At 45.0% G+C, this 11,821-nt stretch carries 8 protein-coding genes; 7 read left to right on the forward strand and 1 reads right to left on the reverse strand.

Features of this window, described 5'->3' with window-relative positions:
• Nucleotides 1–122: 122 nt before the first annotated feature.
• Nucleotides 123–2,495, reverse strand: coding sequence for a carbamoyltransferase HypF (locus DK428_RS08510; protein ID WP_109063641.1), 2,373 nt, complete (start codon nucleotides 2,493–2,495; stop codon nucleotides 123–125).
• Between the two features lie 289 nt (nucleotides 2,496–2,784).
• Here DK428_RS08510 and DK428_RS08515 point away from each other — a divergent pair, with 289 nt between their 5' ends.
• Genes DK428_RS08515 through DK428_RS08545 form a run of 7 tightly spaced genes read left to right on the forward strand, consistent with a single transcriptional unit; the run spans nucleotide 2,785 to nucleotide 11,820 of the window.
• On the forward strand, nucleotides 2,785–3,384 hold the full coding sequence (locus DK428_RS08515; RefSeq protein WP_109089987.1) for a 4Fe-4S dicluster domain-containing protein: 600 nt from the start codon (nucleotides 2,785–2,787) through the stop codon (nucleotides 3,382–3,384).
• 37 nt (nucleotides 3,385–3,421) lie between these two features.
• Entirely contained in the window at nucleotides 3,422–5,443 is a 2,022-nt protein-coding gene (hyfB, locus tag DK428_RS08520) for a hydrogenase 4 subunit B (protein WP_109063643.1), read from the forward strand.
• Between the two features lie 10 nt (nucleotides 5,444–5,453).
• Nucleotides 5,454–6,416, forward strand: coding sequence for a respiratory chain complex I subunit 1 family protein (locus tag DK428_RS08525; RefSeq protein WP_109063644.1), 963 nt, complete (start codon nucleotides 5,454–5,456; stop codon nucleotides 6,414–6,416).
• A gap of 11 nt (nucleotides 6,417–6,427) precedes the next feature.
• On the forward strand, nucleotides 6,428–7,873 hold the full coding sequence (locus DK428_RS08530) for a hydrogenase 4 subunit D (protein WP_109063645.1): 1,446 nt from the start codon (nucleotides 6,428–6,430) through the stop codon (nucleotides 7,871–7,873).
• 15 nt (nucleotides 7,874–7,888) lie between these two features.
• Entirely contained in the window at nucleotides 7,889–8,527 is a 639-nt protein-coding gene (gene hyfE, locus DK428_RS08535; protein ID WP_005700907.1) for a hydrogenase 4 membrane subunit, read from the forward strand.
• Between the two features lie 4 nt (nucleotides 8,528–8,531).
• Entirely contained in the window at nucleotides 8,532–10,070 is a 1,539-nt protein-coding gene (locus DK428_RS08540; protein WP_109063646.1) for a hydrogenase 4 subunit F, read from the forward strand.
• A gap of 19 nt (nucleotides 10,071–10,089) precedes the next feature.
• Nucleotides 10,090–11,820: a hydrogenase large subunit gene (locus tag DK428_RS08545; RefSeq protein WP_109063647.1), complete on the forward strand. Its 1,731-nt coding sequence runs from the start codon at nucleotides 10,090–10,092 to the stop codon at nucleotides 11,818–11,820.
• The last annotated feature ends 1 nt before the right edge of the window (nucleotide 11,821 follow it).

Genomic DNA, 11,821 nt, shown 5'->3' on the forward strand with positions numbered 1-11,821 from the left:
AACGTTTGGAAAACCGACCGCACTTTCATAAATCATATTCCCATTGATGGTGTTGTCCCCTGACACTATAAATGGCGCACGTCTCCTGACGCGTGCCATTTACTGGTTTAGTTCGGCATGCGTCAGCTATGCGGTTCTGTCTTACTGAATTGGACACTTGCAATGACCGCTTGCCCTAAACTTAGCCCCCCGTCTCCCATTGGGAACTGATGTGCAGTCAACACCTTAAATTCTGCTAAATTCTCTTTAACCAATCGCCGTAGTAATTGGTTGTGCCAAACGCCGCCGGATAACACGATAGTGTTGCAATGATGTTGATTGGCTTGTTGACGGACGAGGCGGGATAGACCTTGGGCGAGGGCATAGTGGAAAATGAATGCTTTGTCGGCCGGAGAGGCATTAAGGGCAATCCAGGCTTGCCAGAAGGTGGCGAGATCCAACTTGTTGTCTGCGTTAATCGGCATAAGTGTCGGCAATTTGATGGTTTGTTGATGTTGGTTGCTGAGACCCGATTGAGCAGCCAATACTTCCAGTTGACAAGCGGCTTCGCCTTCCCAACTCAGTTGTGGTCGGGTAATACCTAAGCTGAATGCCACGGCGTCAAATAAGCGCCCGGCCGAGGAAATCCGTGGGCTGTTAAGGTTGCGTTCAATCGCTTTAGAGAGCAGTTGCCAGTCGTAGTCGGCGCACGTTTGGGCGGCGACTTCTTGCCAATTTGGCACGAATTGATGTAAATGTGCCAGCCAATTGCGCCAAGGTTGTTTGGCAGCGAGATCGCCACCCGGCAATGCCACCGCAGGTAAACCACCTAAATAACGACAGTGTTTTTCATCGACCAACAAACATTCACCACCCCAAAGTTGCCCGTTTTCACCCATGCCGATACCGTCCAACGCAAGTCCGATAACCTGTTCATGGCAATGGTGCTCAGCCATTACACTGACAATATGGGCGTGGTGGTGGAGCACTTCCACATAAGGGATTTGGTGTTGTGCTGCCAGTCGTTTACCCACTTCATGGGTGAAATAACCCGCATGTGCGTCAATAGCGATAAGCTCCGGTTTGAATTGATAAATTTGACAAAATAGCGCGATATTCGCTTCTAATTGTGACCGCACTTTTTCATTTGAGGTGTCACCGATGTGTTGGCTGACGATGGCTTTATTTTGGCGTAATAAACAGAAAGTATTTTTTAAGTCGGAGCCTAGCGCCAATACATTACGCGGGCTGTGGTGATCCAACAGAGTTTCGTCAGGCACATAGCCTCGGGCGCGGCGTAGAGTTTCTACACCATCGAACGCTAGTCGCACGAGGGAATCATCGGCACGTTGTAAAATATCGCGGTTGTGGCAGAGGAAATAATCCGCCAAATCACTTAAATTATTATTCATAAGCGCACTCGTTCGCTTATTCACCCCTTCGGGGCCATTGGCATCGCCAACGTTCAAAAAACGTTGTTTTTTGTCAACCACACTTGGGTTCTCCAATACCGGCGGTTGACCACTTGGGTTGGCGGAGGTCATCACCAAGGTGCGATCGGTTTCTTTTAATAATAAATGTTGTAGTGGATTGCTCGGTAGCATAATGCCGATTTCGTTGAGTTTTGGTGCAATTTGCTCAGCTAATGGCGGCGCTTTGTGTTTTGGTAATAATACGATTGGTGCGGCGGTGCTTTTGAGTTGTTTGATTTCCTGTTCGGTTAAATCTGTCAGCACATTTAAATTAGGCGCCATTACTGCCAAGGGTTTGCTTGGGCGGAGTTTGCGATCGCGTAATAATTGTACGGCCACCGGATTGGCCGCGTCACACGCCAGATGAAATCCGCCGATGCCTTTGATGGCAACGATGTAGCCTTCGCGAAGCAAAAGTGCGGTGGTTTTTATCGGTGTTTTTTCATCGATAAGCGCGCCATCTTTGTCAGTCAACCAAACCTTCGGACCACAGACGGCACAGGCGTTAGGTTGTGCGTGAAAGCGCCGGTCGGCTGGGTTTTTGTATTCCTCGGCACAGTCGGGACATAGCGGAAAATCGGCCATAGAGGTGTTTTTGCGATCGTAGGGAATGGCTTTAATAATGGTAAAGCGCGGGCCGCAATGAGTGCAGTTAGTGAAAGGGTAGTGATAGCGACGGTTAGTTGGATCAAATAAATCTGTCAGACAGGCAGGACAGGTTGCCGCATCGGGCACGATTTGGGTATCCATGGCATTATTCTCGCTTTCGCGGATTTCAAAGCCTTCAACGTGCGGTGGATTTTCCCAGTATTTTTCGTGTTGTTGAATATCGGTGATTAGCGCAAGAGGAGGCAGTTTATGTTGCAGATCGTGCAAAAATTGTTGCAACTGTTGTTCTGTCGGTTCTAATAGACGAATTAATACGCCTTGTCCATCGTTGTTAACATCACCGCGAAGGGCATATTGTTTTGCCAATAGCCAAACGAAAGGTCGGAAACCGACCCCTTGCACCTTGCCTTTTATGCGTAATTCGATCCCTTTCATGTTGCTTTCCGAGAATTTTTCCGAGTGATTATCTTTTAGCCGCCTGATTTAACGGTAGATTTTCATTTTCTGTAAACGTTACAAAATTGTCATATTATTAACAGCTTATTCATTTTCACAAATGATATTTTACTGCGTTTATCTGCTTGTAATTACTCTACTTTATAAAAAATGAAAAAATCATGATCTCCGTCAAACAATAATCCTTTTGAGGTATTAATTATTTTGGAGCGAGAGTATCCTTACGAAAAGGGTGGTTATTTACTGGCTCTTTTTATAGGGGGAAAATATGAATCGTTTTGTTATCGGTGATCCGAAAGATTGCATTGGATGCAACACCTGTATGGCCGCTTGTAGCGAAGTGCATAAAGCCTTCGGATTACAGTCTTTTCCACGATTACAAGTTATGCGTAATGACGATGTAACCGTGCCAATTCTTTGCCGTCATTGTGATGATGCGCCATGTGCCACTGTGTGTCCGGTACATGCTATCACGCATATTAATGACACCATTCAACTTAATGAAAGTCTCTGTATCGGTTGTAAACTTTGTGGTATTGCCTGTCCGTTCGGCGCGATTACCCAACATGGTTCCGCACCGATAGGCGCACCTGCGTATTATGAGGGATTCTCTTTCACTGATGCGGTAACACGGGATATTCGTACCGCGCCGGATAATACGGATTTACACAATATGCTGGCATGGCAACCCGGAGTGAAAGCCATTGCGGTGAAATGTGATCTTTGCTATTTCCGTGAAGATGGTCCGGCTTGTGTGCAAACCTGTCCGACCAAAACGTTGTTTATTATCAGTGATGAGAGTCTCAAACAAGCTAACCAAAGAAAACGTGAAATGGCGATGGTCTCTTCGCCGGCCATTCCAAGATAATTAGTTTGTTTAACTCGTTAATCAATGGAGTGAAATTATGAGTTTACCAATCAATTTACTCATCACGACCCTGTTGATTTATGTCGTCGGTGCATTTATTTCGCTTGCGGTTAGACGAAATGAACAACTTTCAATCAATATATCCGGCGTGACCGGTGTACTTGGTGGAGCTTTGGGCATCATTGCCTGCATCCCCGTTCTTATCAGCAGCGACACTGTCGTTGATGTTTTCCAAACCCCATTTGAATTTGCTTCGTTCTCCATCCGTATTGACGGATTGGCTGCGTTTATGGTGTGCGTGATTTCTTTATTAGTGATTGTGACCGCACTTTATTCTTTCTCTTATGTAAAAGAATATAAAGGCAAGGGCGCAGGTTCCATGGGTTTCTTTATGAATTTATTTATCGCTTCAATGGTTGCTTTAGTCACCAGCGATAATGCCTTCTACTTCCTTGTGTTCTTTGAAATGATGTCATTGGCATCCTATTTCTTAGTCCTTACCGAACAAGATGATAACGCCGTAAATGCAGGCTTGCTTTATTTCTTTATTGCACATGCAGGTTCGGTGTTGATTATGATCGCCTTCTTCATTTTCTACTGCTATGCGGGTAGCTTTGAATTTAGTGCATTCCGTCAAACCACCTTGCCGGCACCACTTGCCTTTACCGTCTTTATTTTGGCGTTCTTGGGATTTGGTGCAAAAGCAGGGATGATTCCATTACACAGCTGGTTACCGAAAGCTCACCCAGCTGCACCTTCTCATGCGTCTGCCATGATGTCAGGTGTGATGGTGAAAATTGGTATCTTTGGAATCATTAAAGTTGGTGTCGATCTTCTCGGTTCTACCAATGTTTGGTATGGCGTCATCGTGCTTGGTTTCGGTGCAGTCTCTTCCGTACTTGGCGTACTTTATGCCTTGGCAGAACATGACATCAAAAAACTCTTGGCTTATCACACCGTTGAAAATATCGGCATCATTATGATGGGCGTAGGCGTAGGTATGATTGGTATTGCAACACATCATCCGGTGTTAGCAACTGTGGGCTTACTTGGTGGGTTGTATCACTTACTTAACCATGCCGTGTTCAAAGGTTTGTTATTCTTAGGTGCGGGTTCCGTGATGTATCGCTTGCATACTAAAGATATGGACTTAATGGGTGGCTTAGGCAAACTTATGCCTTACACTGCGTTCTGTTTCTTAATCGGTACCATGGCGATTTCTGCATTGCCACCGTTTAATGGTTTCGTCAGTGAATGGTTTACTTATCAATCTTTATTCACCTTAAGCCAAAGTGATGATTTCGTATTAAAACTTGCCGGCCCGATTGCCATCATTATGTTGGCATTAACGGGTGCGTTAGCAGCACTTTGTTTCGTGAAAGTGTACGGTATCAGCTTCGGTGGTGCACCGCGTAGCGAAAAAGCAGCCAATGCACGTGAAGTACCAAAACCAATGGTGATTGCCATGGCAGTGTTGGCGTTATGTTGTGTGTTGTTAGGTGTGGGCGCATCTGTAGTAACCCCAATTATAGCGAAAATCTCCACCGCACTTGCGAATACTGAACCGTTAACATTAGCGCAAAACGGCGTGGTGGTAGCGCAAGCTGAACCGCATACCGCACTTTCAACACCGATGGTGATTATCATGCTATTGGCATTCTTCTTCTTGCCATTTAGTTTTTACGCCTTCACCAAAAATCAACGTTTATCCGATCGTGCGAAAGGCAATCCATGGGCTTGTGGTTATGCTTATGAACAAGATATGGCGGCTTCTGCAGGTAGTTTTACTCGTCCATTACGTACGATTTTCAAACCGCTTTATACCTTGCGGGAAGTGTTGGATCCTGCGCCTTTAGGTGATAAAGGTATCCAAGCGGTAATCAAAGGTGCGACGAAAACCGAACCGTTCTGGGAAGAAAAGGTGACCATGCCTATCGCCCGTTTTATTCCTTGGTTAGGAACAAAACTTCAATGGCTGCAACAAGGCGATTTCCGCGTGTACTGCGTGTACTTCGTGATTGCTTTGGTGGCAGTACTGCTTTCCATTGCGTTGATGTAGGAGGTTGAAAATGATTACGTTACCTTCAGAAATTGCAACATCTGCCGGAATGTTTGTATTTGCCATTGTGCAAGCCTTGATTTTGCTTGTCCTTGCTCCGTTATTTTCCGGTATTTCACGCATGATCCGTGCCCGTATTCAATCCCGTCGAGGTCCGGGCGTGTTACAAGATTATCGCGACATCGCGAAATTAATGAAACGCCAAAACATTTGGCCGGACAATGCAGGTTGGGTTTCTAAAGTGATGCCTTATGTGCTAATCAGCACCGTGATGGTGGTTGCCATGAGCTTGCCTTTATTTACCCGTGTCGCACCGTTTGGCGCAGGCAGTGATTTAATCACCGTGATTTACTTATTCGCCTTGTTCCGTTTCTTCTTTTCTATCGCGGGTTTGGACTCTAACAGCACATTCTCAAGTTTAGGTGCCAGCCGTGAAGTAACATTGGGCGTGTTGGTGGAGCCAATTTTAATGTTGGCATTCCTTGTGATTGCGTTAATTGCGGGCTCAACTAATTTAGCCGTTATCGGTAATGCGCTTTCTGAAAACACTTGGCAATATCCAGTCGCTACAGTGATTGCTATCGCTGCCGCGTTCTTCGCCGTGTTTATTGAAATGGGTAAAATTCCATTTGATTTGGCAGAGGCAGAACAAGAATTACAAGAAGGTCCATTGACCGAATATTCCGGTCCGGCGCTCGCCTTATTAAAAGTCGGCTTAAGCTTAAAATCTATGGTTGTAGCATCTATCTTTGTGAGCGTGTTACTTCCGTTTGGTATCCCTAGCGAGATGAGCTTAAGTGCGGTCATTTTTGGTGGCGTTTTATTCTTTGTAAAATTGTTGGTGGTGTTCGTGTTGGCTTGTGTCTTTGAAAACACGCTTTCCCGTACCCGCTTTATGTTAACAGGACGTTTAACCGTGGTCGGCTTCGGCATTTCTGTGTTGGCGTTTGTGTTTTACTTCACAGGGTTGTAAGGAGGACAAATATGGAACGTTTAGCTCTGATTACAATCATTTTACCTTTCGTCGGCGCGTTTATTGTCGGTTTGAACAAAAAACACTTTGCTCAAATTGCCACTGTATTTGCCGCCCTTGCTACATTGGGTACCCTGTTGGTAGCGGGGCAGTGGTTTGCCGATGGCCATCAAGCCGTCACTTACGACATTGTGGCTTTTGAGAAAACTGCCATCTTCGGCGTTACCCTTGATGCAGTAAGTACATTAATTGCCTTTGCCGTCGTGGCTTTGGGGTTCTTAATCTGCTTATATTCTTGCGGTTATTTAACCGATAAAAACCGTGAACACCCACATAATGGGTTACCACGTTTTTACGCGTTCTTGCTCATTTTTATCGGGGCCATGGCGGGCTTGGTGTATTCCTCAACTTTAGCCGGACAATTGTTGTTCTTCGAAATTACTGGGGGATGTTCTTGGGCATTAATCAGTTATTATCAAACACCAAAAGCGCAAGCCGCTGCGATGAAAGCGTTGATTATCACCCATGTGGGGGCAATCGGGTTATATATCGCCGCAGCCTATTTATTTAGCCAATCAGGTACTTTCTCTATTACTGCGTTAGAGCATTTGGATCCGAGTGCGAAAACAATCGTGTTATTCGGTGTAATGTTTGCAGCGTGGGGTAAATCAGCGCAATTGCCAATGCAAATTTGGTTGCCGAATGCGATGGAAGCGCCGACACCGGTGAGTGCGTATTTGCACGCCGCATCAATGGTGAAAGTTGGGGTATATATTTTCGCTCGTTCTGTTATATCCGCCGGTGATATTCCACACATTGTGGGCGAGGTGGGCATCATCATGGCGATGATTACCTTAATTTACGGCTTCTTGATGTACTTGCCACAAACCGACTTAAAACGCTTATTGGCGTATTCAACCATTACTCAACTTTCTTATATTTTCATCGGGATTTCTCTGGCTGCACTGGGATCTAAACTCGCGTTTGTGGCCGCCATTAGCTATATCTTCAACCATGCTTTCGCGAAGAGTTTGTTCTTCTTGGTGGCCGGTTCGTTAAGTTATGCCACCGGAACCCGTTCTATGCCGTTGTTGCAAGGCATTATGCGTACTATGCCGATGGTTGGTGCAGGATTCGGTGTTGCGGCTTTAGCTATTGCCGGTGTGCCACCGTTTAACGGATTCTTCAGTAAATATCCGTTATTCGCCGCCGGGTTTGAATTAGGTCATGAATATGGCTGGATCACTTGGTTGATGGTGCTTGCCTTAATTGAATCTACCGCGACATTCGTGTGGTTGTTGTATAAATTCGGACAATGTGTGATCGGTAAACCGTCAGAAGCGGTTGCCAAAGCACAACCGATAACACTTTCAATGAGCGTTGTATTGGTAGTTCTTATGGTGATGTCCGTATGCTCCAGTTTTATTGCCGCATATTGGCTGGGTTTGGCCGGTTAGGTTAAGGAGGAATCTATGTTAATGATAAATGGTCTTGCGTGTTTACTCATTATTACCTCTCTTTGCGTAATTATGGTGCGAACCGCCAAAAAAGCTGCGTTATTTTATAGCTTGCAATCTTTGGTATTGGTATTGCTGTTTGTATATCTTGCCTATGAAATGCAAGCCCATGAACTTTATATGTGGTCAATCAGTGCATTTATTACCAAAGTGATTTTAGTACCGATGATTTTAGTCTATGCCATGAAAAAAATTGACGAGAATCAAACACCTGTCGGAATTAATGTCGCTTGGTTGATCCCGATCACAGCAGTGATAGTGACATTGTGCTATTTTGTAGTCATCCCAATCGATTTGCCGTTGGTTGCACATCTTAAACCGGCGCTGTCCGTGTCATTAAGTCACTTCTTGTTAGGTTTGGTGTGCATCGTCAGCCAACGCAATATCGTGAAACAAGTGTTCGGTTATTGTTTGATGGAAAACGGTTCTCATCTCACATTAGCCTTATTGGCAAACAAAGCACCTGAGTTAGTGGAAATCGGAATTGCCACAGATGCTATCTTTGCCGTCATCATAATGGTGGTGTTGGTGAACAAAATTTACCGTACATTCCATTCATTAGATGCCAAACAACTTATGAGTTTGAAGGGGTAACGCTATGTATGAACAATGGATAATCGCGTTATTAATCGCACCTTTAGCAATATCACTTGCCAGTTTCGCCTGCAGTGTGACAAAAACGCGTACAATTTGTACCGCACTTCATGTTACAGGGCTCATCTTAATGTTTGCTTTCTCATTGCAGGTTATTGCCGGTGTGCTTACACAAGGTGAAATCAGCAGTTTGGGAAACTGGATTCATGTTGACAGTTTGTCAGCTATCTTCTTAGCCTTAATCAGCGTTGTCGGCGGTCTGGCCGGTGTTTATTCTATCGCTTATATCAATCGTGAATTTAACGAAGGCCACATTGATCTTAAGACCTATTGTAATTACTACGGATTTCTACATCTTTTCTTCTTTACGATGATTTTATCCGTAACAACCAATAACTTAATTTTAATGTGGGCAGGTATTGAAGCGACTACCTTAAGTTCCGCTTTCTTGGTGGGAACCTATAAGCAAAAGACTTCGCTTGAGGCAGCTTGGAAGTACATTATTATTTGTTCTGTTGGGGTGGCCTTTGGATTGTTTGGCACGATTTTAACTTTCTCTAACGGTACCAACCTCTTGGCGGATCCTAGCCAAGCCATTTTCTGGACAGCAGTCAATCAACAGGCTTCTGACTTACACCACGGTTTGATGTATCTTGCCTTTGCGTTTATTTTGGTTGGTTTCGGCACCAAGTGCGGTCTGTTTCCGATGCATACTTGGTTGCCTGACGCTCACAGTGAAGCGCCAAGCCCGGTCAGTGCGGTACTTTCCGCTGTGTTATTGAATTGTGCCATGTTGGTGGTATTGCGTTACTACATTTTGGTTTCTAAAGCCGTGGGTGGCGATTACCCGCAAACCCTCATGTTAGTGTTTGGCTTGCTTTCCACCGGTGTCGCGTCCTTCTTTATCATCATGCAACATGATATTAAACGTAAACTGGCGTATCACAGTATTGAAAACATGGGCTTAATTAGCTTTGCCTTTGGCTTAGGTGGTCCTGTTGGCGCCTTTGCAGGATTACTGCATACCATCACTCATAGTTTGGCAAAAGCCTTATTATTTTGTGCTTCCGGTAACATTTTATTGAAATATCGCAGCCGTGATATTCATGAAGTCAGTGGTTTATGGCGCACCATGCCGTTTACTGCCGTGTTATTCGCCGGTGGTGCGTTAGCACTGGGCGGTATGCCGCCATTCGGTATGTTTACCAGTGAGTTTGCCATTGCGGTTGCCGGTATTTATGCCGGTAAAACATGGTTAATCGTTTTGTGTTTAATCTTCTTAACTATCGCGTTGGCAGGGTTAACCACCATGTTATTGAAAACGGTACTAGGCAAACCGAAAGAAGGCATTGAAGTCGGTGAGTTGAATAAATCCTCGATTGTCATTTTGGCAACGTATTTGTTACTTCTTTTATTCATGGGGATTTATATTTCCGAACCGATTTTACAGCTTTTGACAAATGCGGTGGGTATTGTGTTAGGACAACCTAATGTGTCTTTTGGTGAAATGTTAGTTTTACCTTGGCAAAGTTTAGAGCAATGATCGACAAGAGGGGGAATATATGGAATTAACGAAAAATACATCGGTCGATCCAGCCAAAATGATTGGCAAAAATTATATTGAAGCAGTGAATGCTAAATTTCCAAATACCATTTTGGACGAGGAGTGGTCAACACCGAATCAGGTCACGCTAACCATTAAAACTAATATGTTGCCTGATGTGGTGGAATATCTTTATTACCAACATTATGGCTGGTTACCTTTGGTGTTTGGGAATGATGAGCGTTCGATTCATGGCAATTATGCGGTGTACTATGTACTTTCCATGGAAGGGGAAGTGAAAACCTTTGTCACCATTAAAGCCTTAGTCGACCCTGTGACCTTGGAGTTTCCGTCCGTTACACCGAAAGTCAAAGCGGCTGTCTGGGGTGAGCGCGAATTGTTCGATATGTACGGCTTAAAAGCGGTCGGCTTGCCTGATCAACGCCGTTTGGTATTACCGGACGATTGGCCGGATGATCTTTACCCATTGCGTAAAGACTCTATGGATTATCGCTTACGTCCCGATCCGACAACCGCAACGGAAACGTACGAATTTATTAACGAAAAAGGCGAAGCGCGTATCGTGCCGATTGGTCCGTTGCATATCACTTCGGACGAACCGGGACACTTCCGTTTGTTTGTGGATGGGGAAGATATCATTGACGCGGACTACCGCTTGTTCTATGTCCATCGTGGTATGGAAAAATTGGCGGAAACCCGTATGGATTACGACCAAGTGAACTTCCTTGCTGACCGTGTGTGTGGGATTTGCGGTTTTACTCACAGTGTGGCCTACGCCAATTCCGTAGAAAGTGCCTTAGGTATTCAAATTCCGCAACGTGCTCAGTGGATTCGTGCCATTTTGTTGGAAGTAGAACGGTTGCACAGTCACTTATTGAACTTGGGGCTTTCAAGCCACTTTACCGGCTTTGATACCGGCTTTATGCAATTCTTCCGTGTGCGTGAAAAATCCATGACCTTGGCAGAAGTACTCACCGGTGCTCGTAAAACCTACGGTATTAACCTTATCGGCGGTGTGCGTCGCGATATGTTGAAACATCAACGGGAGCAATGTATCAAGCTGATTGGCGAAATGCGCGAAGAAATTAAAACTTTGTCTGATATTTTGTTGAATACGCCAAATATGGAACAACGTACCGTTGGCGTTGGTATCTTAGCCAAAGATATCGCTCGCGATTTTAGCCCGGTAGGTCCGATGATTCGAGGTTCCGGCTTTGCGCGTGATGTGCGTAAAGTGCATCCGTTCTCAGGTTATGGTGATGTTCCTTTCAATATGTTTACCGAGGCCAATGGCGACGTGTTATCCCGTGTGAAAGTGCGGATTAACGAAGTGTTTGAGTCCATGAATATCATTGATTATATGGTGGATAATTTGCCTAGCGGTGCCATCTTAAAAGAAGGCTTCAATTATACGCCGGGACGCTTTGCTCTTGGTATTACGGAAGCACCGCGTGGCGAAGACATTCACTGGTCAATGCTGGGAGATAACCAAAAACTTTTCCGTTGGCGTTGTCGTGCAGCAACTTATGCTAACTGGCCAACCTTGCGTTATATGTTACGTGGCAATACGGTGTCAGATGCGCCACTTATTATCGGTAGTCTTGACCCTTGCTACTCTTGTACTGACCGCGTTACTGTGGTGGATGTGCGAAAACGTAAGGCACAAACCGTAGATTACAAAGAAATTGAACGCTACGGTATTGAACGTAAAAATTCACCATTGAAATAAG

It is taken from the genome of Aggregatibacter kilianii, assembly GCF_003130255.1.
GTDB lineage: Bacteria > Pseudomonadota > Gammaproteobacteria > Enterobacterales > Pasteurellaceae > Aggregatibacter > Aggregatibacter kilianii.

Bases quoted from the DNA above. Each gene is read 5' to 3' on its own strand.
- DK428_RS08510 (WP_109063641.1), bottom strand. From the start codon at position 2,495: ATGAAAGGGATCGAATTACGCATAAAAGGCAAGGTGCAAGGGGTCGGT.
- DK428_RS08515 (WP_109089987.1), top strand. From the start codon at position 2,785: ATGAATCGTTTTGTTATCGGTGATCCGAAAGATTGCATTGGATGCAAC.
- hyfB (WP_109063643.1), top strand. From the start codon at position 3,422: ATGAGTTTACCAATCAATTTACTCATCACGACCCTGTTGATTTATGTC.
- DK428_RS08525 (WP_109063644.1), top strand. From the start codon at position 5,454: ATGATTACGTTACCTTCAGAAATTGCAACATCTGCCGGAATGTTTGTA.
- DK428_RS08530 (WP_109063645.1), top strand. From the start codon at position 6,428: ATGGAACGTTTAGCTCTGATTACAATCATTTTACCTTTCGTCGGCGCG.
- hyfE (WP_005700907.1), top strand. From the start codon at position 7,889: ATGTTAATGATAAATGGTCTTGCGTGTTTACTCATTATTACCTCTCTT.
- DK428_RS08540 (WP_109063646.1), top strand. From the start codon at position 8,532: ATGTATGAACAATGGATAATCGCGTTATTAATCGCACCTTTAGCAATA.
- DK428_RS08545 (WP_109063647.1), top strand. From the start codon at position 10,090: ATGGAATTAACGAAAAATACATCGGTCGATCCAGCCAAAATGATTGGC.